Source organism: uncultured Mucilaginibacter sp. (assembly GCF_937859865.1).
In the GTDB taxonomy this organism is placed as follows: domain Bacteria; phylum Bacteroidota; class Bacteroidia; order Sphingobacteriales; family Sphingobacteriaceae; genus Mucilaginibacter_A.
Map to the genome: position 1 here is coordinate 1 of NZ_CALMAT010000118.1, position 25140 is coordinate 25140.

Sequence of the window (25140 nt, forward strand, 5' to 3'; positions counted from 1 at the left end):
GTCCACACTTTCGCCCACATATTCTGGCTTGTAGCCGAAACTGCGCAAAACCGTTTCCGATCCGCTGCCCATCACCCCAAATTTTACTTTTTTTGGTAACTGAGGCTGCAAATTGAAAAAATATTCGACACCGTTTTTACTGGTGAAAAATACCCAATCTACATTTCTCACAATGTAAGAATCCAGCTTGGTGATGATTGGAACCGTACGGATGAGCGAACGTGCCTCTATCATAACGCCGTGTTTTTCGAGTGCTTTACGGAAATAACTTTGTGCCGATAAATCACGCGAGATAAAAACAGCACCAGGCAACTGGCGACCATTGTTAAATTTAGCCACAATTTTTTCGGGCAAACCTTCCGTGCTTTGCGCTTCGGTAAAATAACGGTCGGGCACTTTTTCGTCTTCGGCATTTGCTTTAGAAGTAAAAACCTGGAAAACGCCATCTTCTTTTCGGCAATAACAGCCCAAAGGCAAATGGCAGCCGCCGCCAAACAAGCGCAATACTTTGCGTTCAACGGCTAAAGCTTCGGCTACTTCGGGATGGTTTAAAACCTGCAAAATATCGAATAACTCTTTGTCGTTTTCACGGATTTGAATGGCTAAAACACCTTGTGCCGGCGCGGGGATAAATTCGGTCGGGCCGATTTCTTCTACATGCAAATCGCTCAAATCCAAACCTAAACGGCTTACGCCGGCTTTGGCCAGCATGATGGCATCGTACTCTTCGTTCCGTAATTTTTGAATGCGTGTTGGCACGTTGCCGCGCAATTCGTCAATCTCCAAATCTGGGCGAACGGCCAGCAATTGTGCTTTTCTTCTGTTGGAAGAAGTGCCTACCAAACCGCCAAATTTTACCGAAAGCTTTTGCCTCACGTCCACGCAATCTTTCAAAATCAACAACAATTCGGATGGGTCTTCGCGCTCAGAAACAGCGGCAACAATCAGTCCAGGCGGGTTTTCGGTCGGCAAATCTTTGTGCGAATGTACGGCCAGGTCAATTGTTCCGGCCAGCAGTTCTTCTTCCAGTTCTTTGGTAAAAAAACCTTTGCCTTCCAGTTTATCAAAACTCAGGTTTAAAATACGGTCGCCTTGTGTTTTGATGATTTTAAGCGCTGCCTGAACATTAATTTCGGCCAAACGGTCTTTCACAAAGTTGGCTTGCCACAAAGCCAAATCGCTTCCGCGTGTTCCTATGGTGATTTTTCTGTTCAAAGTTTTGCTGTTATAATGTGCGCAAAGGTAGCTGTTTAAGAAATTTTACGGGGATTTATCTGTAGAAATTGAAATTTTCTGACGATAAATAAAGGGCTTGTTTAAAGTTGTTTGTTTGTGCTTTACACCATGCTTCTTTTATCGCCTAAAAATTGGTGTGCCTGATTTTTGGTTTGTTCGAGCCTGTACATACACCAATTTTTATAGGGTAAAAGAAGCATCAGCCTAAAAAAGTTTAACCAACTTTAGCATCAGCACAAAAGCTTTTACAGTTCAGTTGTCATCGCGCAGCATAATTTCTTTTGCCATGCGCATCGGTACGCTAATGTATTTTTTTTCCATGTAGTTGATCACCTTTTCCAAAATTTCACGCGATTGCAAATCCATCATTTCAATTTCATCTGCAAAAACACAGCTTACGGCCGTTTTACGGATTTCCTTAATCTTCTCTGGTACTTCGCGCATGGCCACTTCAATACGGCGTTGCTTTAAAACGGGCACAAATTCGATCAGGTTTTGCTCGATGATCTTTTCGGCATGGATCAATTCTTGGTAACGTTCCTGCAAATTACTTTTAGAAAGTTCGTTCAGCGTATGCACTTCAATGTAATTGACCGGAAATTGTTCAATCACTTCTGCAGCCGTATCGTTCGGCACGGCCAAATCAACAATCGTTTTGCGGCTGGTCTCGCCATTCAGCAAAACTTGGTAAATCTCTTTGGTGATGATCGGTTCAACCGAAGAAGTGCAAGTGATGATCACATCAAAACCTTCACGGTAATTAGCCAGATCGGCCAAGTTAAATGCCTTGCCTTTCAGTTCGCCTGCCAGTTCATTGGCTTTGGATTTTGTGCGGTTAAAAACAGCAAAGTTGGAATACTTGTGTTTTTGCAAATACTTGGAAATATTTTTATTGGTTTCACCGGCACCGATAATCAGGATGCGGGCGTTGGAAGTTAGGTTTAGTTCGCGCAATTTGCGGTAAGCTAAGGAAACCACCGAAATTGGGTTGCGCGAAATATTGGTATCGGTGTAAACTTCTTTTGCTGTTTTTACCACGTGGTTCATCACCATGCGCAAGTAATCGCCGGTGAGTTGTGCAGCACGGCAGGTTTCGTAAGCTTTACGCATTTGCGCTAGGATTTCTTTTTCGCCCACCACCAAACTTTCCATCGAGCAAGAAGTGCGCAGCAAATGGTTTAAAGCCTCTTTTTCTTCGTAAATGGAAGCGCCGGAAATAAAAGTGTCTAAATAATGCGAACCAAGCCCGATTTCCATAAATTCGATAAATTTGCGGGCAAACGCTTTATCTATTTCCTGCGCCGTGGCCATCACAAATTCTACCCGGTTGCAGGTAGCGAGGTAAAAAATTTCCGGGATATTAAAATGCTCTTTGGCCCGTTGCAGTTTCGACGTAATACTGTCTTGACAGATCACCAGTTTGCCCAGTTCCTTCAGTTCAATCTGTTTGTGTGTAAAGGCAATAACTTTTAGATAATTCAAGGCTTCTGTTATAAAAGACAATGACAAAAGTACTAACAGCAGTTAGCAGCAGTGTCAATGCTTTGTCAAACACTTTTATTTAGAATGCATTTAAATAGAAGCTAAACCGTATTATTTGCAAGTAAATTGCTATTTAATTTTTCCTGTTTCGGCTAAAATCCCGATACTGGTTTTATGTCCAAACTAAAAAAAACCAGCCTTTTTTTGCTCATTGCGTTGTACCTGGTTGGCGGCACAAACCATTTTGCAAACCCAAACGGGTATTTAAAACTGATACCGCCTTACCTGCCTTTTCCGAAGCTGTTAAATTTGCTGGCCGGTTTTTTTGAGCTGCTTTTTGGCCTGATGCTGATCTTTAAAACAACGCGCAAATACGCTGTTTGTGGTATCGTTTTAATGCTGGTTGCTTTTGTTCCGGCACATATTTACATGATCCAAATTGCGCCTTTTATGTTAGGAAAATGGCTGGTTACCAAAATTGTTGCTTGGATACGTTTGCCGTTGCAAGGGGTTTTAATTGCCTGGGCGCTTTGGCATTGGGAAGATTAGTTTTCAGTTGCGGGTTGTGAGTTGCGGGTTTTAGGTGGATAAAAGAAGCATGATCCGTTTCTGTCATGTTGCATTTTCTTGTCATTTTGATCCGAAGGGAGAAATCTTCTTTCTATTAGAAGTGCTGAACATATCGCTTTGATGAAGATTTCTCCCTTCGGATCGAAATGACAAAGCACCAACGTTCATCCTGTATTTGCCGAAAGACTCTTCTCAACAATAACTAATTTTACCCGATAAAAGAAGCATTAATATGAACCAATACATCAAACAGGAAACTTTTTTAATCCCCGGTTCTTCCGGCAGAAATATGCTGGCCGACCTTACTTTTGATAGTCGTAACCGGGAAGCCCCTTTGGTCATTTTTGCCCATGGTTTTAAAGGCTTTAAAGATTGGGGAACGCATAATTTAGTGGCGCATTATTTTGCCGAACAAGGTTTCCGCTTCTTAAAGTTCAATTTTTCGCACAACGGCACCACGCCAGAACATCCTTTGGATTTTGTTGACCTGGAAGCTTTCAGCGACAATACTTTTTCCATCGAGCTGGAAGATTTAAAACTGGTGATTGATTTTGCCACAAACGGCGCCAATTTTATGCCGGTAAAAACAGTATCGCTGATTGGGCACAGCATGGGCGGCGGCATCAGCATTATCAAAACTGCCGAAGATGCGCGTGTAGCAAAACTGGTTACCTGGGCTTCCGTTGCCGATTTTCATAATTTGTGGCCGAAAGAAGCAGAAGCGCAATGGCGGCTCACCAACGTGCTGCATTTTCCAAATTCACGCACCAACCAGCAAATGCCGGTAAAAGCTACTTTGCTAGACGACCTCGACCAAAACGCCAAACGTTTAAATATTTTGTTAGCTGCCGCCGCAATTAAACAACCCTGGCTGCTAATTCATGGCGATGCTGACCCAACCGTAAACGTTAGCCATGCTTTGGAACTGAACAGAAAGCAGCCAAAATCCGACTTGGTTATTGCACCCCGCGCCAACCATACTTTTAATTCCAATCATCCATACTTGGATGCAAGTTTGCCTGCAAGTTTGGAACAGGTTTGCGAAGTTTCGGTTGGGTTTTTGAAGGAGAAAGCCGCTTACTTTTAAAAAAACTATTAGCGTTGTTTAAATTTTAGTTTTCAACTGAATTAATTGTAGCACTTTTATGCCGCTCTTTTAAAAACTCATCCATCACCTGTTTCAATTCCTCATGATAACGTTGTTTGTCTGATTGATAAAGATCGGATAAATCATTACGGACTTCACGCATAAATTCAACCGCTTTAAACTTCTTTTTAATCTCCGTTTCCATATATTACTTCTTTTGGTGTTCTGATATCAATGGTTTGATAACCAAATTTAAGGTTGATTGAGTTGTACTGTTTAATACGAAAGAAATTTACCATGTGTTTAAAATTCCAACTTATCAAGCTATCTACTTTTAAAATAGTTGCCATAGCAATATGTTGGGCATCACTTTCAAACTTTTGAGTTAATACGCCTTCGTTAAGGTAAGCACTTGCAAGTGATTCTGCTTTTTCATTTAAAGAAATTACTTCCAAAAACTCGTCAGGGATTGTTTTAGTTAACTTTCTTACCCGCTCAGGTGCTGGTAAAAGTTCACGTAAAGTCAAATCTGAGATGACAATAACAAAATTGCCTTTTCTTGCCTGTTCAAAAAATGGCAGTGTCCATTCTTCAAACTCTTCATCTTCATGTCCGCCCCAAACTGATGTATCTACATAAAACTTCATCTTCCCTATACGTTAGAACACCAATTTTTACTCGATAAAAACAGTATCGTTACCAACTGTATATTTTAAAGTTCGATTTTTTGAACCCTTGGCTACGTTTACTTTTTTATCAAAAGTATAACTGTTTAACCCTTTCGCTAAAACCTGGTGGTTCTTTTCATCAAAAAATACCTGATCAGCTTTCACAGTCAATCCGTTAATTTCAAATTTAACTTTTCCATACAAATTGATACTTTGATTATATTGATCGGTAACGATAGAATCTTGCGCACTGTATTTTGCTTTCGGCTGCTCCGGAAGTTTGTACAAACTTTGCGAATAACTTTTAAAAGCCATCAAAACAAACAGCACTGAAAATAAAGTTTTCATACTAATAAATTTAAGCACTAACCTAAACAAAATTTACAATTTAAATCACATCCTTAATATGCTTATAATTCGCCTTAACCGTATCCAAAACTTCATCCACGTTTCCATCTAAAATCATTTTGCTCATGGATAAGGCCATGCCTTTTACCTGTTTAAATTCTATTTTGGGCGGCATGGCCAAAGCGTTCGGGTCGGTCATCACGTTTACCAATGCCGGCCCGTTAAAAGCAAAAGCCTGTTGGATGGCTTGTTCTAAATTTTCCGGTTCGTTCACGGTGATACCTTTCATTCCAAAGGCAGCGGCAACAGCGGCAAAATCAGGGTTGGCCATGTCGGTTTGCCAATCGGGCAGGCCGGCCACTTCCATTTCCAATTTCACCATGCCCAATGATTTGTTGTTGAAAACAATCAGCTTAACAGGCAATTTATATTGAACGATGGTTGCCAAATCGCCCAGCAACATTGACAATCCGCCATCGCCGCAAAAAGCAATAACCTGGCGTTGCGGACAAGCCAAAGCTGCACCAATCGCCTGCGGCATCGCATTGGCCATCGAGCCGTGATTAAACGAACCAATCATGCTTCTTTTACCGGTCGAATTTATGTATCGCGCCCCCCAAACGCAGCACATGCCTGTGTCCATCGTAAAAATGGCATCTTGGTTGGCCAGTTTATCAATGGTGGCTGCCACAAACTCCGGGTGGATGGCATCTTTTTCACCACGGTCATCCACATAAGTCTGCATTCTCTCTTTCACTTTGCCGTAAAACTCCAACTGGCTTTGCAAAAAGCTGTCATCAGTTTTAGGGGCTAAAAGCGGCATCAGCGTTTTTAAGGTATGTTTGATATCGCCGCACAAGCCCATCGTTAATTTAGCGCGACGGCCTAAACGCTCTGGTTTTGTGTCAATCTGCACAATCTTGTTTTTAGTTGGCATAAAATTAACGTAAGGAAAATCGGTGCCGAGAAGAATCACCAGATCCGATTCGTGCATGCTATGGTAAGCAGAAGGCAGGCCGAGCAAACCGGTCATGCCAACTTCGTAAGGGTTATCGTGCTGGATAAACATTTTGCCGCGGTAAGAAAAGCCAACCGTAGCTTTCAGCGTGGCGGCCAATTCTACCACTTCATCATGTGCACCGGCAACGCCAATTCCGCAAAAAATCGTGATTTTATGGTTTTCAGCAATAAGGGCTGCCAATTGCTGCAACTCTTGGTCAGAAGGGCGGGTTAAAGGTTCCGGCTGGTAAAAGTGCATGGAAGTTTCGCTTTCTTCGGCATCTTGCGCGGTCAAATCGCCGGGCAAACCCAGTACGGAAACGCCTTTTTTGTTTGTAGCATATTGAATGCCAGCTTGCAACATGCGCGGCAATTGGTGCGGCGTAACGGCAATTTGGTTGTAATGGCTGCAATCGTCAAACAGTTTGATGGTATTGGTTTCCTGGAAATATTCGGTGCCAAACTCTTGCGACATGATGGTGGAAGCAATGGCCAAAACCGGCGCGCCCGAACGGTGCGCATCGTACAAACCGTTGATCAAATGCACATGGCCCGGCCCGCTGCTGCCTGCGCAACAAGCAAGTTCGCCGGTAAGTTGTGCTTCGGCACCTGCGGCGTACGCGCCTGCTTCTTCGTGCCGCACGTGTACCCATTGGATTTTGCCGCTGGTGCGCACGGCGTTGTTCACGTTGTTTAAACTGTCGCCGGTTACGGCATATATGCGTTTAACGCCGGCCTCGGCCAGCATGTTTACGATTTGGTCTGCTACTGTTTTTGACATGGTGTTTTTTGTGTTAGATGATCGGATGGTTTCCTAAAGGATAACTGTATTATAGAAATTGGGTTTTAGGGAAAATGCAATTGGCAGGTAACGATTTTGCAGGTAGGCGCGCGGCCGCGTGAGGGATAGCAGCGGAAAGCCCACAGCGAGGCACGAGCGAGGACTTGCAGCGGATAGCCCGACCCGCAGGGGCACGCCCAAATGTAAAAGAGCGGGGAGCGAAGAATTAAGCGGTAAAAAAGCGGGATTAAAACAGTCGCCCGTCTCCGATCTTCGCTCCCATATTAAATGACACCAATTTTAGGTTGATAAAAGAAGTATGGCAACGAGAAAAATGGATCAGGGCAACAAGAATATTTTCTGTAATTTTGATACAAAAGCGATTAACTTTTATTAATTCAAAGACATTCAATTATGAAAATACTGTTGGATATTGAAGAAGGCAAAGTTCCTGTTATGATGGAACTGTTAGAAAATTTACCTTTTGTTAAAGCCAAGTCACTTACCGCATACAAAGCTGAAGTTTTGGAAGGCGTGAAAGAAGCGGTAGATGAAGTGAACCTGATTAAACAAAGCAAGCTAAAAGGAGCGCCGGCATGAACACTTTTGGATGAAATTTGAAGTAATTGCAATCCCCTGTCGTAAAAATTTATAGTGCTTCTTTTATGCCTATAAATTTGGTGTATTAAGCTATTATACAGGTAAAAAAACTACAAAAAGACAATGAATTTTATGTGGTAAAAGAAGCATGGAAAATATTTGAATAAAATTTAAATTCATTCTTAGTCTTTTGATCTGCAATTTACAATTTGGTTTGCTAAAATTTCGTCTTCCTGCCGCAAACCGCTTTACCCCTATCCAATTCTACCCATACATTTGAGAACATATTGTATATTTAACCACAAACAACAGCTTTGACTTAGGAAGGAAAAGATTTAATTTATTGTTTAAAATTGGATGCAATACATTCTAAAACCAAGGCAACAATTGTACATACTTCTTTTATGCCTACAAAATTAAAAAAGATAAAACATAAAAAAAGTGCTAATCATACAATCAGCACTTTCAAAATTTAAAATATTAAATTATACAAGTATCAACTTGCAATAGAAATTTTGTGTTTGTCTTTGATTGAATTTTTAATACAAGTCAGCATACTTTCGCAAGTATTGTCCCATGAATTTTTTGCTAAGAAAGCATCAACTTTAGCCAACCATTCTTTTTTGTTTTTGTTGTTCAGTTCCAACTCAATTGCATCAATAAAATCTTCGGCCGTGTAACCAATATGCACCAATTTATTTTTGGCATAAGGATTAACTACATCGCGGATTGCAGTTGATACAACCGGTTTGCCGGCCGATAAATATTCAGGTGTTTTTGTTGGGCTGATAAATTTAGTGGAATCATTCAACATAAACGGGATCAAAGCTACGTCCCAACCAGATAAATAGGCGGGCAATTGTTCGTAACTTTTTTGCCCTAAATAATGGATGTTTTTATTTTTTGGCAAATGCTCTCGGTTGATTTTTAAAACCGGTCCAATCAACATAAAATTCCATTCCGGCCTTGCATCTGCAACTGCTTTAATTAAATTAATATCAAACCGCTCATCAATCACCCCATAAAACCCAAGTTTGATGCCTTCAACTTGTGCCTGGTCTGCCGGCTGTACTTTGTTGGTCCGCGCTTTTACAAAATGGCTTTTATCTATGCTGCTTGGAAAAGGGAACATATTGGCATGTTGTTGTTTTTTTGCTTCGTACAAAGACTGTCCGCCGGTAAACACAACATCAGATTTTGCAATCAACCTTTTTTCGAGGTCTTTCAACTCTGCCGGTGCATTTTTAAACAAAGAAAGTTCGTCCATACAATCGTAAACGGTTAAAGCAGGGCTTAACTGCTCTGTAAAAGACAAAGCCATAGGTGTATAATACCAGAAAAGAAAATCTTCGCTGTCTTCTTTTTCCATAAATTTATCCATCAATTGTTTCATCATTAGCTTTTCTTCAAGCTTAGATAAACCTTTTGGAATATGTGGCACAACTACCCACAAGTTGGGCAACCGGTTTGATAAATGTAAATACGCGCCATCTGTTGCGTCATGTATGGGTTCTTCTAAAAAATAAGTTTTAAACATTTCCGAAAACCTGGTTAACAAGTGTTGCGGACGCTGATAAACAAAATCCCATCTTAGATGTGAAAGACAAAGCAGTTTGGCGGGTAATTTTTTCATGATGTGTATGGCAATAATTATAAGATTAACATATTTAAAATTCGATTGTTTGATGCCCGGCAAAAAAAATTTACAGGCTGATTTTAACCAACCCAAACTACACAAAATGTATGCATTATTAAATATGCAAGTGAACCAGTTTGCGTACTGTTTTTAGCAATGAAAAATTTTTTTTGCGATATTAAAAACGCAAAAATTACAGGGTGGAACAATATACAACTTTTTTTTGAATTGTCGTACTTTTAAAGGTTAGATATCTATAAAATTTGGATTTTTACAGCTATCCAATATTTGTAATAATTTCAAGACAATTTTCAACGTTGTTTTGAGTTGAAAAAACTTGATTAATTATTTTTGAAGAAAAGAATTAAGTGTTGTGCAAAGGAAAAATTATTGGATTTATTTTTTCAACTTGTTTAAACAGTTTTAACTTTTGCCGCCTTTAATCAAACGTTGTATTTCATCCAATTTCATCAAAGCTTCTACCGGTGTAAGCGTGTTTACATCCAAAGCATTCAACACGTCCCGGATTTTTATCAACACCGGGTCATCTATCGAAAACATTTGCAATTGCATGGCTTGCTTTTGCACTTTTTTGATGCTCTCTTTGATGTTTTCGCCGCCCGTTCTTTCTGCTTCCAATTTCTTCAAAATCTCTTCGGCACGCAATAAAACTTTCGGCGGCATCCCGGCCAATTTGGCCACATGGATTCCAAAACTATGCCCGCTTCCGCCTGGCACCAACTTCCGCAGAAAAATAATTTTTTGCCCGGTTTCTTTTACCGCAACGTTGTAGTTTTTGATGCGGTAAAAAGAGCTTGCCAATTCGTTCAGTTCGTGGTAATGTGTGGCAAACAAAGTTTTGGCTTTGGCCGAAGGATGGTTGTGTAAAAACTCGGCTATTGACCAGGCGATGGAAATGCCATCGTAAGTAGAAGTGCCGCGGCCAATTTCATCCAGCAAAACCAAACTGCGGTTAGAAATATTGTTGAGAATGCTGGCCGTTTCGTTCATCTCCACCATAAAAGTAGATTCGCCGGAAGTGAGGTTATCCGAAGCGCCAACGCGGGTAAAAATTTTATCCACTAAACCGATGCGTGCTTCTTTTGCAGGTACAAAACAGCCGATCTGCGCCATCAAAACAATCAAGCCGGTTTGGCGGAGAATAGCAGATTTCCCGGCCATATTTGGGCCGGTTATCATGATGATTTGCTGACTGTCCGAATCCAAAAAAACATCGTTGGTGATGTATTCTTCGCCCAAAGGCAAATTGCGTTCAATAACCGGATGACGGCCACCTTTGATGTCAATTTGCTCATCCAAACTAATTACAGGTTTGCAGTAGCTGTTTTTATGGGCAATTTTTGCGAAACAAAGCAGTACGTCTAATTTGGCCAGGATTCGCGCATTGAGTTGGATGGGTTTAATGTACGAACTGATGCCATGCAGCAAATCGTTGTACAAACGCGTTTCGATAGCGAAGATTTTTTCTTCGGCACCCAAAATCTGTTCTTCGTATGCCTTCAGTTCGGGCGTGATGTAGCGTTCGGCGTTCACCAAGGTTTGCTTTCGGATCCAGCCCGACGGGACTTTGTCTTTATGCGTGTGCGTAACTTCCAGATAATAACCAAAAACGCTGTTAAATGCTACTTTTAACGATGGAATTCCGGTTTCTTCGGCTTCGCGGCGTTGTATTTCTACCAAAAAATCTTTTCCGCCAAAAGCAATTTTACGCAGGTGGTCCAGTTCTTCGTCCACACCATCAGCAATTACTTCGCCTTTGGCCACTTGAACCGGCGGTTCCGGACGAAGTTGTTTTTCAATTTTTTCGCGGATCAACTGGCAAGGGTTTAACTGCTCGGCCAATTGCTGCAAAAACAAATTTTCGGTTTGGCCACAAATTTTTTGAACTTCTGCCGTGGCCAGCAATGCTCTTTTTAGCTGTATAATTTCGCGCGGATTGGCTTTTTGCAAGGCAATCTTCGAAATCAGCCTTTCCAAATCGCCAATTTGTTTTACCTGGTGCAAAAGCTGTTCGGCTAATGCTTCTTTTACATGCAAAAAATCAACAACTTCCAGCCGTTCTTTAATCGGTTTCAATTCTTTCAGCGGCATCAAAATCCATTTCCGCAGCAAACGTGCGCCCATTGGCGAAGCGGTTTGATCGAGCACATGAAAAAGCGTAATGGCATTTTCGTTGGCCGAATCCAGCAGTTCCAAATTGCGCACCGTAAACCGATCGAGCCACATGTATTTTTGATGTTCGATCCGGCTCAAACCCGAAATATGCTGCAAGTTGCGGTGCTCCGTTTCGTTGATGTAATACAACGTTACACCGGCTGCAACAATCGCCAAAGGCAAACGGTCAACGCCGAAACCTTTTAAGTTTTTTACTTCAAAATGCTTGAGTAACGTTTCCGAAGCAAAATCAAACGTAAAAGCCCAATCATCCAACGTATAAGTGTAAAAACCGCTGCCGAAAGTTTCGGCAAATTCTTTTTGTTTTTGTTTGGAAAAAACCACTTCGTTGGGCCGGTAACTTTGCAGCAACTGGTCAATGTATTCGGCATCGCCCTGCGCAGCCAGAAACTCGCCGGTAGATATATCGAGCAAAGCCAGCCCGATCAGGTTTTTATCAAAATGCAGTGCGGCCACATAATTGTTGGCTTTTTGATTGAGGATGTTATCGTTGTAAGAAACGCCGGGCGTAACCAGTTCGGTAACGCCTCTTTTCACAATGGTTTTGGTGGCTTTTGGGTCTTCCAACTGATCGCAAATGGCCACACGCTGCCCGGCGCGAACTAATTTAGGCAGATAAGTATCTAAAGAATGGTGCGGAAAACCAGCCAGCTCGATGGAAGTGCCCGAACCATTTGCGCGTTTCGTCAAAATTATTCCCAAAATGCGGGCAGTGGTAACGGCATCTTCGCCAAAAGTTTCATAAAAATCGCCCACCCGAAACAACAGCAATGCGCCCGGATATTTGGCCTTGATTTGGCCGTGCTGCTGCATTAAAGGTGTTTCTGCCGAAGTTTTCTTTCCCAAATTTCAATCCGATTAAGTTGTAAAGTTAAGCGATGAAAAGGTTTTTACGGCAGATGTTAAAAAATAGGTGCTAAAAGAAGCATGGCCTGCACCTGGTTTAACCACACCAATTTTTACCCGGTAAAAGAAGCATCCGATTTTTAAAAAGGACAAAACATCAGCCAAGAAAAACAAATTAGCCATAAATTGAATCTATTATAATTATCATATTTGAACCATGAAACCTGACCTTCAACAAAAATTTTCTGAGCTGTTTGGCCAACCCGCAACGGCTGCTTTTTTTGCGCCCGGACGTGTAAATTTAATCGGCGAACATATTGATTATAACGGCGGCCTGGTTTTGCCTTGTGCCATCACTTTTGGCACAGATTTGCTGGTTGCCGAAAACAAGGAGGGAATTTTCCGTTTCAGAAGCCTGGATTTTGACGAACAATTGGATATTCCGTTGTTGGAAGCTTACACCAAAAACGGAGGCGACTGGTTCAACTATCCGCTGGGCGTGATGCAGCAATTTTTAGGGCATAAAAAAAGCATCAAAGGTTTGGATATGCTGTTTAAAGGAGATGTGCCGGTTGCTTCCGGCCTTTCTTCTTCAGCTTCCATCGAAATTGTTACGGCTTTTGCTTTGAATGAAACTTTTAATTCCGGCTTTACCAAGTTGGAATTGGCGCAGTTGGGCAAAAAGGTAGAGAACGATTTTATCGGTGTAAACAGCGGCATTATGGACCAGTTTGCGGTTGCTTTTGGCGAAAAAGAAAAAGCCATTGAACTAAATTGCGATACGCTGAACTACAAAATTGTGGATTGCAAGTTGCAGGATTATGTGCTGGCGATCATCAACACCAACAAACCGCGCCAACTATCCGAATCCAAATACAACGAGCGCGTGGCCGAGTGCCAAACGGCTTTAAAAGATCTACAAAAAGAACTCAAAATAGCTAATTTGTGCGCAATTGATACGGCAACTTTCAACAAATACGAACATTTGATTGAAAATGACGTGGTAAAAAAACGCGCCCGCCACGTAATTGAAGAAAATGACCGGGTAAAAGAAGCAACACAAGTTTTGGCCAGCGGCGATCTGACCCGTTTTGGCCAGTTGCTTTATGCTTCGCACGCTTCTTTAAAAGATTTGTACGAAGTAACCGGCGTGGAGCTGGACACGATCGTGGATTTCTGCAAAACGCAGCAAACGGTAGCCGGCGCACGGATGACGGGCGCAGGTTTTGGCGGTTGCGCCATTGCTTTGGTTAAGCACGATGCTTTTGATGAATTCTCTAAAAACCTCACAAAATTTTATACTGAAAAAGTAGGTTACGAATGTGCCGTTTATAATTCTTTAATCGGCAATGGAGTGAAAAGGGTGTGAGGGACGGCAATCAGCTTTTAGCGATTAGCCTTCAGCCATGAATGATGAACTAAAACCCATGAACACTCCTTTTACCAAACTCAAACTGGAAGAATTAGGCCGGGTTGATGTTGAAACTTTTAAAGAACAGGAAAAACTGCCGGTAACGGTTGTGTTGGATAACATCCGAAGTATGCACAATGTTGGCTCGGTTTTTCGTACTTCGGATGGTTTTGCAGTAGAACAGGTGATACTTTGCGGGATAACGGCACAACCGCCGCACCGCGAAATCGAAAAAACAGCTTTAGGCGCCACGCAATCCATCAACTGGACTTATTTTAGTGGCATAAAAGAAGCATTGCAGCATTTGCGGAACGAAGGTTACCAAATCATCGCTGTAGAGCAGGCGGAGAACAGCATCAGCTTAAACCAATTTCAACCCAAAAACAACCAAAAGTACGCTTTGATTTTTGGCAATGAAGTAAACGGCGTAAGCGAAGAAGCGATGGAAATGATTGATGCCTGCATCGAAATCCCGCAGTTTGGCACCAAGCATTCTTTTAACATTGTGGTTTCGGCCGGCATTGTTTTGTGGGATTTTTTTGCGAAACTGAATTTACATTAGCTTTTTAATTCGCCCATAATTTTTTAGGTTACAGGTATTGAAGGATGCGATTGCCTCGGTGCTTTTGTTTATATTTTCCGTACCACTTGCAAATTGGAAATAAAAACAGCACCACAGCGATCCAGATTAGATAGACAGTTCCTAAATCAACGCCTGTACCTTCTGGCCTGCCGTTACGGAGCAACCCAAATTTTAGGTTAGTAAAAGTATGTCCCTCCACAAAAACCATCAGCAGCGTTAACAGATGGATGAGGTACAAGTGAAGGACAAAGTAAAACAACGGCACCTTACCATAAACGCGAAGAACCTTAACTAACGGATTGTTTTTGCCTTCCGCAAGCCAAAGAACGATAAATAGCACGCTCAACATCAGCAATATAAACAGCAACGAAGGCGGATATTTGGTTACGTTGATAAAAGACAGAAAAGTAAACAGCGCATTTTTTTGTACCGACCACGGTAAAGGATCGCCGTAAAAGTTTAAACCGCGTATCAGGATAAACAGGCAAAAAACGCTTGCTGCTATCTGCAAAAACCTTTTCTTTCGCACCAGTTCTGGCAACTTAAAAATTTGGCCAAAACTAAAACCCGTTAAAATAACACCGAGCCAGGGCAAAAGCGGATAAGCCGTGATAAAAGCAAAGCCGGGTTTAGGCGTAAAAAGGCTTTGGCGAAAAAACACGGCGAAAATAAAATCCAGAACCGGGTTATTTTTGAAAGATACACCCTGCAAAAGGTTATGGCCAAAAATAATCAGGATACCTGCCAGGCCAATAGCACGTACGGGCAGTTTTAGCAGCAAAGAAATCACCATTAAACCGAAACCGATGGCAAAAACCACTTCCATAATCACGGTATGTAGTTGTACATCAAACCAAAGCGCAAAATTGATAACGGTAAGGTCAATGAACATCAGCCATAAACCGCGGCTAAACAAAAACTTTTTCCGGGATGAACCCGGAGAGCTGTTGTAAAATAAATACGCCGAAACGCCCGATAAAAACACAAAAGTAGGCGCACATAAATGCGTAACCCACCGGGTGAGAAACAAAGCGGCGGTGGTGGTTTGTAAATTAGTTGGATCTTGGGTGAGTGAAGCAACGTGCATAAAATCACGAACGTGGTCTAAGGCCATCACAATCATTACCAATCCCCTGGCAGCATCAATACTGCTGATACGGCTGTTGTTTTCTTTGGTTTGAAGTTCTGTCATGTGTATTAATTTTGGTTTGTAAAAACAGTTGCAACTTCCTCTGCCTCTTTTTAAGCCATGCTTCTTTTAGCACATAAAAATTAGTGCCAATTGTACTTTTTGTACTAATATAATGGCCAAGCACCAAATTTATAGGCATAAAAGAAGCATTATAAATTTTTATGATCTAAACCCAAAACAGGCTCTTTACAGGAACCGTTAAACTACTGTTCCGTCTTTTAAAATTTGTAAATTTGCTACCGTTCCATCTTAAAAAATGAAAGCAAAATACATTAATCCGTTTACCGATTTTGGCTTTAAAAAGATTTTTGGCGAAGAAGCCAGCAAGCCTTTGCTGATTGATTTTTTGAATGCGCTTTTGCCTTTGCACAACCAAATTGCCAGCCTTTCTTTTAAAAATACCGAACAGCTTGGGCAAACTGATTTGGACCGGAAAGCTATTTACGATATTTATTGCGAAACCGGTAAAGGCGAGAAATTTATTGTTGAACTGCAAAAGGCCAAGCAAAATTACTTTATCGAGCGCACGGTTTATTACTCTACTTTCCCCATCCGCGAACAGGCCGAAAAAGGCCAGTGGAACTACAACCTCAACGCAGTTTATTGTATCGGTATCCTGGATTTTACTTTTGATGATTACGAAAATGAATCCGAAAAAAACGAAGTGGTGCATACCATCAAATTGAAAAACCAGCACGGCAAGGTTTTTTATGACAAGCTGACCTACATTTATTTAGAGATGCCGAACTTTATTAAACCGGAAAACGAACTGGCAACACGCTTAGACCAATGGCTGTACTTTATTAAAAACCTGGAAGATTTTCAAAACATACCCGCTATTTTTAAAGACGAAGTATTTGCCCAAGCCTTTGAAAAAGCCAAATTGGCCAACTTTAAACAAGACGAATTAGACCGGTACGAATACAGCTTGAAAGCCTTTCGGGACAACAAAGCAACTTATGATTACGCCATTGAAACAGCGCGTGAAGAAGGAATATCCGAAGGGATAGCAAAAGGCATAAACGAAGGCATTTTAAAAGTTGTAAGATCCTTAAAAGAAAGCGGGCTGTCTACAGATTTAATTGTAAAAGCAACCGGCCTTTTGGCAGAGGATATTGAAAAACTTTAGTTAACGCATACCGTTTTTTATGCCCTAAAAGAAGCATGCAAAACAGGCACGGCAAAACTTAAACGCTTTTTATTTTGCCATCAAATACTTAAACCGTTTAATCACTTCTTTGCCGCAGGTTGCCGTAAATTCCAAAGTAATCAAATCTTTGTTTTGCGTTGGCGTATAATCCAAACTTAAATCATGGCCGGTGTACCTTTCATCTATCGAGCCGGAAGTGATAACTATTGAACTGCTATTGGGGAAATATTCCCGTAAAGTATAAACCACCTTGGGCTTGTTTACTTTGCTGATGGTAACATAAAAGGTAATCTTTTGGTTCACCGAAAATTCTTCTTTAATGCCCGGGTTTGTTAAGGCATTTATCGTTTGCATTCCGCTTACCAAAAATTCACCTGGCTGGTTTTTTTGCAACTGGTTGTGAGTAAACTTATGAAGCAAAAAAATAAAACTACTTGTTTATTCATGAGACGAAAATTATTAAATAATGAAAAAATATTAATATGATGTTGACAAAAATTAAAAATAATTTACTTAAAACTTATAACCAACTTCAACACCTAAAGCATATATATATGGATTAACATTTTGTAAGTATTTTTGATAATTAACATAGGTAATCAAATTAAATTTCTTACTTAAATCAAAATTATACCCTAAAATAAAATTGATACCATAGTCATAGCTCTTTTTAAACGTAGAATAGTTAGTGTATTCATAAACATAAGAACCATCAGGCTTAAATCCAATTTGTGAAAATCCATCTGTGTCTCTTACTTCAATTAAATAAGATACAGTTGGCCCAGCTTTAACAACAAAATTCCCTCTTTTAAATGGATAAATGTTGTAAACGTAATTTACATTGAACATAAAAAGGGAAGATTGATTGTTACTTTGGTTAAACCTTTTAATATCTTCTTCGGGCAAGTGCAAAGAAGGAAAAAACTTGGAAGATGAATATTTGGTATATGCGGCAAAGCCAAAACTCGTTGAAAAAGCAGAATACTTCGATATATCTTTTTGGTATTCTATTTTGAGGTAATCCAAGGCAAACTTGTCATCTTCGATGTTCATTAAATGAAAACCTATTTGTAAGTTATTAGAAGTTTGTGATAATGTAATATTTTTTTCGGGTCTTTGTGCCAATACAATCCCAACAATGTTAAATAAGCATAATAATAGTAGAAATAACCTTTTCATAATCTGTTAAAAATTTATGCCAGTAAATACGCCGGAAGACAAAAAACTATTTTTACTAAACAATTGGTAGTTGCCATTTATACCAACAAACATTTTTTTTAAGTTGAATCGGGCTTTAAGCGATGTAATATCTCCTAACTGCCACATGGAACTATAAACTGTTTCACTAACAAGGCGCGGTGTTTGTTCTAAAGGAAATTGTTTGTAAAATACAGAAGCAAAAGCTTCGTTCCGTTTTCTTAAGGCAAGAGATGTGCTTACGGCAAAATCTAAATTTCCTACTTTAAAAATAGTTTTTTCTAATCCTACATCTATGCGTACATATGACAAGCTTTTGTTTGGATTGTAAACCCTCAAAACTACATCGTCCGGCTTTATAGACGATGCAAACATATATTCCACATTTACAATTCCATTTAATTTGGGAACAACCTGTACAGCAACACCAGTATTAAAACCAACACCTGTTTTTAATTGAGGCTCGTTGATAAAAGAAAGGCTTGTCCCTAAGTGCCAGGAATCGAGTTTGATTGAGCTTTGAGAAAAAGCAGGACAACCAAAGGTTAGAAAAAATACGATCAGGTAGAAATTCTTCATTTAAAAAAGGATTGCATTTAAAAGTTAAATTGGCTTTATTAAATATTCATGTTGCACCAATTTTACTATGGTAAAAGAAGTATTGCATATTTCCAAATTTTAGGTTAAGATTAATGCAAATAAAATGATAAACCGATCAAAGCATATTCATAATGATGGTCGTTCTTGTACTCCAACTGCGCTTCCAGCAAATGGTAACGATAGCCAGTGCCAAAACTAAAACCGGTTAAGTTTACTTCGCGGTCGTTTGCGCGGTACAAGCGTTGCTCATAAGGTTTTAGACCAGGCGTGGCCGGTTTAGGGAAAACAGTTTTATCGCTTAAAATAAAGGATTGGTACAAGCCTGCTGATACAAATAAGCTGTTTTCGGGCTTGTTAAAAAAGCAGTAACGAAAAGAAAGCAGAACGTCTAAGTAATCTTTTTTAATGTTACCAGATAAACTACCGGCTGAGGAATCGTTTATGCGCTTTTTTTTGTACCCTTTTTGGTTGCACAGCTGGAAAACAGCATAATTATTTGGCTACAAAATCTTTAAAACGATGGATAATCTCATTGCCGCAAACCACCCTCAATTGTAAAGTAGTTAGTACATTGCTTTGCGTTGGTGTATAATTTAAACTTAACGTTTTGCCAGACATTACCTTGTCTATCGTTCCGGAAGCAATCAACAGATCGGGGTTGGCTTTGGTGGTTTCCTTTAAAGTATAAGTTACGGCAGGTTTATTCATTTTAACTACCTCTATATAAAAGGTAACCTGTTTGTTAACCGCTATTTCTTCTTTTGTACCGGGAGTAGTCAGTTCCTTTAAAGTATTTATTTCACTTACTGAAAATTCAGTTGGTGTTTTTTTACAGCTGCAGAACAGGATGAAGAGGCTAAAAACAAAAAGTAATATTTTTTTCATAGAGATTAATTTAAAAATGTTAATAATTGGCTAAATTTTATAATTTAAAAACAGCATTAATGCCAGCAAACCAATGTTCTATAGGAATAGCTTTTGAATAGGTATCTAAAACTATTCCCATTCTCAATTTCGAATTAATTTTAGCACTCACACTTACAGCACTATATATCGATATATTGAATCCTTTTTCATAATAATATTGAATTGAGCTTTGTACTACTTCTTGGTGACCATCAGGAAATTGATACTCATTAAATGTCTTTAAAATTTTATCATTTTGATATTTTAATGCAGGGCCTATTTTTATCGAGGTATTTATAAAAGATTCTTTGTTACCAAAAGTATAATTTGCATCCACAGGCAAAAACCATGCATTATAGTAACGGTCTTCACCCTGGAAACCAGTTGGTTTACGTTTATAGATGTTGTACAAATCTGTAGTAAAGCGGGTTAAGCCAGCCTCTAAAAATATATGTTTGCTTATCGGTTTAGACAATGTTGCTCCTAAAAAAAAGCCTGTGTTGCCCCAGTTATTTTCTGTGCCGTAACCGGCAAATGTGTTTAGGTATAAATCGTTTTTTTCAACAGTAGATGTAGTTTGTGCATACAAAAACATATTTGAACTAATGAATGATGCGGTAATTAAAATTAGATAATTAAAAAACTTCATTGGTTTAGTATTAATTGATGAGAGAGAATAATCGAGGTTTTCCTAAAAAAGATAACGGAGGTTTTCCTGCATGAAAAACCTCCGTTAATAATTATTGGATAAATAATTTATCAGGTAAGGTAAAGCTTACCGTACTGTAATTATCAAAAATTAACCATCCGGCGTATGTTGGCTCTCCACCCTCGCCTCGGTTGAATGGGAAAAAAGATGCATACTTATGATTATTCTGCCGAATTATATCATCAAGGGATTTATAAGTAATTGTTCCGCCTACAGTGCCTGTTTGCTTTTGGCCACCAACGCTTACCGTTGTTGTTACAGACAAATTCAGAGTTGAAGAACTGGTATTGTCATCTTCATAAATCGCCAGGTTCTGCTCTAAATTGTCTTGTTGCCAATCTGCATCCCAGGTAGCTGTCCAGTTTACCCATCTTGAATTCCTAATATCACCCCTACTAACATTGTAAGGGCCATTTACTAAAAACACATCCGCAGTTGGTTGTACCTGCCCATCAATTACTTTCAAGTAACCTGAAGCACGGGTAAAACGAATTTCAGACCCTCCTCCATTACCTGAAAAGCTAATAAAATGGTCATATTGATGTTTACTAACCCTAACATCACCAACAAAAACCTTTCTTACCGTCCTTGTTAATCCAAAGATTGTAACAGGTGGTCCTGGAGGAAATGCTGCTTCGACTCCATTTGTAATAGTTTCGCTCAGGGGTTCTATACCATTAATACCAATAATAAGCGTAGGGTTTGCATAAGCATAATCATCATTGATTACTACCTGAGTATAGCCCATGTTGCCGTTGGAATCATAAATAGGTTGCCAGCCATAACCTTCATCAGCTTCCGCAGTAGCCGTCATTACAGAAGTTGAGGGCGAATAATTTCCGGAATTGTCAAAAGGGTTGATGTACTGTTCAGCATAAGGATAATAAAGGCTAACACCATCAGGAGGTAAACCCTGATATTGGTTGGGGTCGTAATCATTTGCTTTGAGGTTTTGAACCTTCTTTTGATTTAGCTTGTCTTTAGAATCGTTGCCGGGTTTTAAGGCAGTTAAAAAGCTGTTAAATTCAGTATCGTTTTTTTTGGCAACTTCCACCCAAAATGCTTTTGAAAACGTACCAGCTTGAATGTTCAGGTCTGAAGATAGCTTTTTAAAAGATTTAGAAGTAGTTAATAATCCTTCACCCGGATAAATCATATCCTTTAACAGAATTGATTGGTCCGTATAAATTTTAGCAATAATGGCAGCATTCACCTCTTTTATTGCCTCTTTGTTTTTATACACCTCTTTTACAATTTCTGTAACTTTTTCCAAATTGGCAACCAATTTCTTTTCCTGGTCTGTAGAGGGTTTATAAAAAACTAATTTCGGGTCAACTGTTGTTTTTTTGGTAGAAATTGTTTCACCCCCCCCACTTTATTTTCTTTTTTACAAGAAGAAATAGAAAAAGCAAGCAATAGTGCCATCATGGTACCGGTAAAAATTTTAGATTTCATGTTTTTAAAAATTTAGTAGATTTTTTAATACGTTCTTTAATTTTTTGTTGTGGTGTTTTAGTTTTCTTTTATGCCATATTTTCCCTCCTTTCTTTGGCAATATATAACAAGAAAGTTACATTTCAAATAAAAATTAAATAATTTTATCATTTGTTAATAATTATTTTATCTACTTAAAATCAAACAATAATCTATGGACATCGAACCAACAACCGCTGCCCAACTTGCCAAAAAACTACTGATAAAAACAGCACAACATTGGTTGTTTATCCATGTGCCGGAAGGATTTGTTAAAGGCTTTGCTGCACTTTCAATCGAAGTAAAAACCTCAATTGCAAATGATGAAACATTTAACGGTGTTTTGTTTTTTGTTAAAAACAGCAACGGCTTACAAGTAGTTTTGCCCACAATTATTCCTGTTTTAAAACCGGAAACTATTTGCTGGGTTGCTTATCCCAAAAAAAGCTCGGGCGTGGTTTCTGATTTGGAAATGACGGGAAATTGGACGGAATTGGAAAAGTACAATTTAAGGGCCGTATCGGCAGCATCCATTGATCAAACCTGGACGGCTTTGCGTTTGCGGCCAATAAATCAGGTTAAAAAATCTACTGTTTCTAATGCTGCAATCCGGGAAAACGAATTGAATGAATTTATTGATACGAAAAACCGGATTGTGCATTTGCCGGATGACGTAAAGCAGGCGTTGGAACAGCAACCGGCCGCTTTTGCAAAATATCAACAGTTAGCCTATAGCCATCAAAAAGAATATTTGGTTTGGATATTAACGGCCAAACAAGAAAAGACCCGGACAGGCCGCGTTCAAAAAATGTTGGAAAAATTGCTGGATTGAAACGGGTTTAGATGCTTCTTTTACCGGCATAAATTTGGGTTGAAGAAAGGAACACTTAACTCCTCTCGGAGACAGAAGCATGGCAGCCTACTTTTCTACCATTAACCTTTTTGTTGTAAATTACAGGTGCTTCTTTTATCGGCATAGCTAAAACTATAAGAATACTTCTTTTACCGACTAAAATCTGTTCGCCCCTCTCCCAAAAAATTATTTTAAAAAATATTTGGATTATACGAAACCCTTCGTACATTAGCCCTACGAAAATATTCGTAATAGAAAGATGAGTCTAAAACCAACGGAAAGCGAACTGGAGATTTTACAGATTTTGTGGCAGAAAAACTCGTGTACCGTTCGAGAAGTAAACGAAGAACTGAGCAAGCTAAAACAAACCGAAATTGGCTACACCACAACTTTGAAACTGATGCAGTTGATGCACGAAAAAGGCTTGGTAGAACGTGATGCCAGCAACCGCACCCATGTTTATAAAGCTTTATTAAACCAAAAAAAGACACAAAAAAGTTTGGTGAACAAACTGATTGACACTGCTTTTAACGGATCAGCTTCGCAATTGGTCATGCCGGCTTTAAGCGACCATAAATCATCGCCGGAAGAATTGGAAGCGATAAAAAAATACTTGGATCAACTTAACCAAAAATAAAAAACGTATGGAAACCAGCCTGTTCATACTCGCTCTAAGTAAAACGCTGCCCGAATCGTGCCTGCAAGGTTTGCTCGTGTTTATCGCGCTCAAATTGTTGTTTTCTGTGTTTAAAAACAGCTCGCCGGCTTTTCGTTTCAACTTGTATTATGGTGCATCGGTTTTGCTGTTTGCCGGCTTTTTGTTTACGCTGTTTCAACATTATGGTGAAGCAGAAAACGCTGTTTCAAACAGTTTTGTTGCTTCAAACCTGGTTCCGCCAAGCCAAAACATTCCCGCTTTAAAACCAAACTTTGCGCAAGCTTTAAGTTATTGGACGGGCCGTTACGCTTATACCATTACCGGTTTGTATTTAATGGGTTTGGGTTTTTGTGTGTTGCGGTTAACGATCGGTTTAATTAACATCAATTGGTTCCGCAAAAACGAACAGCGGCAGGAAAGCCGTTGGGATAATCAGGTTGCACAATTGGCCAAACATTTTAACCTGGTAAAAACAGTATCGGTTTATTTATCGCACAAAATTCAGGTTCCGCTCACGATTGGCTTTCTCAAACCGGTCATTGTTTTTCCGGTGGCACTGGTCAACCAACTTTCCCTCGCACAAACGGAAGCCATTTTACTGCACGAACTGGCGCATATCAAACGGGCGGATTATTTGCTCAATATTTTGCTTAGCATCATCCAGTCGTTCTTGTTTTTTAACCCGATAATTTGGTTGATGGGCCGCGAAATAAACCTGTACCGCGAGCAATGTTGCGACGATTTAGTGCTCGATAAAACCCGCGATACGCTTGCTTATGCCCACGCTTTGCTTCAAATAGAAACTTTTAGAAACGCACAATTATCGCTCGCTTTAGCCGCAAACGACAAAAAATACACTTTGTTAAACCGCATTAAAAGAATCACCAATATGGAAATCAACAACCCTTCGCCACAAAACAAACTTATTGTTTTACTGCTGGCTATTGCTACAATTGGAATATCTGTTGCCTGGAATGTTCCGGCAAAGAAAGAAATTAAACGTACAATTGCCACAAATTTTATGGCGGTAAAAGAAGCATTGGATACAACTAAATCTAACTCGATTGTTGGCACCGCTACAATTACTGAAAACACCCAGAATGTTCAACCTAAAACAAAAACAGCCCAGGAAAAATTAGCATTTCAAGTTAAAAATTACACCAATAAAAACTCAGACATTATTGGTACAGCAACAGTTTTTAATGTAAAAGCTGATACTTCCATCAAAACTAAAAACAAGTTTAAAATTGTGTTGGAAGATTCTACAGGAAATAGAAAAGAATACAATTCACTAAATGATCTTCCTGCAGAATCAAGAAAAGAGTTTTTGAAAGAAAATGGAAATATTCATCAGATTCAAAGTTGGGAAAACTTTCAATTTATGAATGACACAAACAAGTTAGTTTTAAACGGTAAACTTTTAAGTCTTAATGGTAAACTTTTAAACAATCCTGCATTAAAAGAGCACTTGGAAAATCTTCGTAAACACCAGGAAGAAGTGCTTAAAGAATATAATAACCGACCCGATTGGAAAAAACATTTAGAAGATATCCGCAAACAAGGCGAAGAAATCCAAAAGCAATTCAACAGCCCGGAATGGAAAAAGCAGATGGAAGATATTAAGCTTCAGGGCGAAGAAATCCGTAAACAATTCAACAGCCCTGAATGGAAAAAGCAAATGGAAGATTTAAAGTTACAACCTAAACAAATGCGCAAACAAGGCGAGGAAATGCGCAAGTATTACCAAAGCCCGGAATGGCAAAAACAACAAGAAAAGATTCAAAAGGAGGTTGAAAAATCGCAAAAAGAATGGAAGAAATCAATGGATAAGCAGCCTTTGCCCGTAGCGCCAACAAAACCAAACGCGCCGGAAGAATTATAAAATCATCACAAAAAAAATCCCAATCAAAACTGACCGGGATTTTTTATACACCAATTTTTATATGCTAAAAGAAGCAT

Annotated in this window: 26 protein-coding genes; 9 read left to right on the top strand and 17 right to left on the bottom strand. The window is 39.5% G+C overall.

What is annotated here, in order from left to right; genetic code table 11:
- Together hemC and hemA are read right to left on the bottom strand one after the other, a co-directional pair.
- Nucleotides 1-1215 (bottom strand): hydroxymethylbilane synthase (hemC, locus tag Q0192_RS12035; protein WP_299289728.1); only part of this gene is annotated, 1215 nt, incomplete at its 3' end.
- Between the two features lie 273 nt (nt 1216-1488).
- Nucleotides 1489-2718: a glutamyl-tRNA reductase gene (hemA, locus tag Q0192_RS12040; RefSeq protein ID WP_299289729.1), complete on the bottom strand. Its 1230-nt coding sequence runs from the start codon at nt 2716-2718 to the stop codon at nt 1489-1491.
- 174 nt (nt 2719-2892) lie between these two features.
- On the opposite strand from hemA, the gene Q0192_RS12045 reads away from it, so the two are divergent.
- Together Q0192_RS12045 and Q0192_RS12050 are read left to right on the top strand one after the other, a co-directional pair.
- Entirely contained in the window at nt 2893-3267 is a 375-nt protein-coding gene (locus tag Q0192_RS12045; RefSeq protein WP_299289730.1) for a MauE/DoxX family redox-associated membrane protein, read from the top strand.
- Between the two features lie 253 nt (nt 3268-3520).
- A complete protein-coding gene (locus Q0192_RS12050; protein ID WP_299289731.1) occupies nt 3521-4375 on the top strand; it encodes an alpha/beta fold hydrolase in 855 nt (284 codons plus the stop codon).
- Nucleotides 4376-4400: 25 nt separating this feature from the next.
- On the opposite strand, the gene Q0192_RS12055 is transcribed toward Q0192_RS12050, so the two are convergent.
- Genes Q0192_RS12055 through Q0192_RS12070 form a run of 4 tightly spaced genes read right to left on the bottom strand, consistent with a single transcriptional unit; the run spans nt 4401 to nt 7171 of the window.
- Nucleotides 4401-4580 (bottom strand): hypothetical protein, encoded by a 180-nt coding sequence (locus Q0192_RS12055; RefSeq protein ID WP_299289732.1) that lies wholly within the window; start codon nt 4578-4580, stop codon nt 4401-4403.
- Nucleotides 4564-5022 (bottom strand): PIN domain protein, encoded by a 459-nt coding sequence (locus Q0192_RS12060; RefSeq protein ID WP_299289733.1) that lies wholly within the window; start codon nt 5020-5022, stop codon nt 4564-4566. The genes Q0192_RS12055 and Q0192_RS12060 overlap by 17 nt, the downstream gene beginning before the upstream one ends.
- Nucleotides 5023-5049: 27 nt before the next feature.
- Entirely contained in the window at nt 5050-5391 is a 342-nt protein-coding gene (locus tag Q0192_RS12065; RefSeq protein WP_299289734.1) for a hypothetical protein, read from the bottom strand.
- Between the two features lie 40 nt (nt 5392-5431).
- Nucleotides 5432-7171 (bottom strand): thiamine pyrophosphate-dependent enzyme, encoded by a 1740-nt coding sequence (locus Q0192_RS12070; protein ID WP_299289735.1) that lies wholly within the window; start codon nt 7169-7171, stop codon nt 5432-5434.
- 414 nt (nt 7172-7585) lie between these two features.
- On the opposite strand from Q0192_RS12070, the gene Q0192_RS12075 reads away from it, so the two are divergent.
- Nucleotides 7586-7771, top strand: coding sequence for a hypothetical protein (locus Q0192_RS12075; RefSeq protein ID WP_299289736.1), 186 nt, complete (start codon nt 7586-7588; stop codon nt 7769-7771).
- Between the two features lie 496 nt (nt 7772-8267).
- On the opposite strand, the gene Q0192_RS12080 is transcribed toward Q0192_RS12075, so the two are convergent.
- Nucleotides 8268-9404, bottom strand: coding sequence for a glycosyltransferase (locus Q0192_RS12080; RefSeq protein WP_299289737.1), 1137 nt, complete (start codon nt 9402-9404; stop codon nt 8268-8270).
- Nucleotides 9405-9830: 426 nt separating this feature from the next.
- Nucleotides 9831-12416, bottom strand: coding sequence for a DNA mismatch repair protein MutS (mutS, locus tag Q0192_RS12085; RefSeq protein ID WP_299289848.1), 2586 nt, complete (start codon nt 12414-12416; stop codon nt 9831-9833).
- A 250-nt stretch (nt 12417-12666) separates the two neighbouring features.
- On the opposite strand from mutS, the gene Q0192_RS12090 reads away from it, so the two are divergent.
- Entirely contained in the window at nt 12667-13818 is a 1152-nt protein-coding gene (locus Q0192_RS12090; RefSeq protein WP_299289738.1) for a galactokinase, read from the top strand.
- 58 nt (nt 13819-13876) lie between these two features.
- The gene (locus Q0192_RS12095) at nt 13877-14422 is read left to right on the top strand and encodes an RNA methyltransferase (RefSeq protein ID WP_299289739.1); all 546 of its coding nucleotides are present in this window, start codon (nt 13877-13879) and stop codon (nt 14420-14422) included.
- 28 nt (nt 14423-14450) lie between these two features.
- Here the strand turns inward: Q0192_RS12095 and Q0192_RS12100 are convergent, their stop codons facing one another.
- Nucleotides 14451-15635, bottom strand: coding sequence for a heparan-alpha-glucosaminide N-acetyltransferase domain-containing protein (locus Q0192_RS12100; RefSeq protein ID WP_299289740.1), 1185 nt, complete (start codon nt 15633-15635; stop codon nt 14451-14453).
- A gap of 256 nt (nt 15636-15891) precedes the next feature.
- Between Q0192_RS12100 and Q0192_RS12105 the strand changes: the two genes are divergently transcribed.
- A complete protein-coding gene (locus tag Q0192_RS12105; RefSeq protein WP_299289741.1) occupies nt 15892-16764 on the top strand; it encodes an Rpn family recombination-promoting nuclease/putative transposase in 873 nt (290 codons plus the stop codon).
- A 69-nt stretch (nt 16765-16833) separates the two neighbouring features.
- Here Q0192_RS12105 and Q0192_RS12110 read toward each other — a convergent pair whose 3' ends face one another.
- The 8 genes from Q0192_RS12110 to Q0192_RS12145 all read right to left on the bottom strand — a co-directional run bounded on the left by Q0192_RS12110 (nt 16834) and on the right by Q0192_RS12145 (nt 21652).
- Nucleotides 16834-17178 (bottom strand): hypothetical protein, encoded by a 345-nt coding sequence (locus Q0192_RS12110; protein ID WP_299289742.1) that lies wholly within the window; start codon nt 17176-17178, stop codon nt 16834-16836.
- Nucleotides 17179-17298: 120 nt separating this feature from the next.
- On the bottom strand, nt 17299-17964 hold the full coding sequence (locus tag Q0192_RS12115) for a hypothetical protein (protein WP_299289743.1): 666 nt from the start codon (nt 17962-17964) through the stop codon (nt 17299-17301).
- A 6-nt stretch (nt 17965-17970) separates the two neighbouring features.
- Nucleotides 17971-18561, bottom strand: coding sequence for a hypothetical protein (locus Q0192_RS12120; protein ID WP_299289744.1), 591 nt, complete (start codon nt 18559-18561; stop codon nt 17971-17973).
- A 110-nt stretch (nt 18562-18671) separates the two neighbouring features.
- The gene (locus Q0192_RS12125) at nt 18672-18902 is read right to left on the bottom strand and encodes a hypothetical protein (RefSeq protein WP_299289745.1); all 231 of its coding nucleotides are present in this window, start codon (nt 18900-18902) and stop codon (nt 18672-18674) included.
- Nucleotides 18903-19074: 172 nt separating this feature from the next.
- The gene (locus Q0192_RS12130; protein WP_299289746.1) at nt 19075-19467 is read right to left on the bottom strand and encodes a hypothetical protein; all 393 of its coding nucleotides are present in this window, start codon (nt 19465-19467) and stop codon (nt 19075-19077) included.
- A 37-nt stretch (nt 19468-19504) separates the two neighbouring features.
- On the bottom strand, nt 19505-20137 hold the full coding sequence (locus Q0192_RS12135; RefSeq protein ID WP_299289747.1) for a hypothetical protein: 633 nt from the start codon (nt 20135-20137) through the stop codon (nt 19505-19507).
- A 91-nt stretch (nt 20138-20228) separates the two neighbouring features.
- The gene (locus Q0192_RS12140) at nt 20229-21470 is read right to left on the bottom strand and encodes a hypothetical protein (protein ID WP_299289748.1); all 1242 of its coding nucleotides are present in this window, start codon (nt 21468-21470) and stop codon (nt 20229-20231) included.
- Nucleotides 21471-21517: 47 nt separating this feature from the next.
- On the bottom strand, nt 21518-21652 hold the full coding sequence (locus Q0192_RS12145; protein ID WP_299289749.1) for a hypothetical protein: 135 nt from the start codon (nt 21650-21652) through the stop codon (nt 21518-21520).
- Between the two features lie 193 nt (nt 21653-21845).
- On the opposite strand from Q0192_RS12145, the gene Q0192_RS12150 reads away from it, so the two are divergent.
- The 3 genes from Q0192_RS12150 (at nt 21846) to Q0192_RS12160 (ending at nt 25063) form a co-directional block, all read left to right on the top strand.
- Complete coding sequence (locus Q0192_RS12150; protein ID WP_299289750.1) at nt 21846-22502, top strand: YdeI/OmpD-associated family protein; 657 nt, start codon at nt 21846-21848, stop codon at nt 22500-22502.
- A 280-nt stretch (nt 22503-22782) separates the two neighbouring features.
- Complete coding sequence (locus tag Q0192_RS12155) at nt 22783-23160, top strand: BlaI/MecI/CopY family transcriptional regulator (RefSeq protein ID WP_299289751.1); 378 nt, start codon at nt 22783-22785, stop codon at nt 23158-23160.
- A 7-nt stretch (nt 23161-23167) separates the two neighbouring features.
- On the top strand, nt 23168-25063 hold the full coding sequence (locus Q0192_RS12160) for a M56 family metallopeptidase (RefSeq protein WP_299289752.1): 1896 nt from the start codon (nt 23168-23170) through the stop codon (nt 25061-25063).
- Nucleotides 25064-25140: the final 77 nt, after the last annotated feature.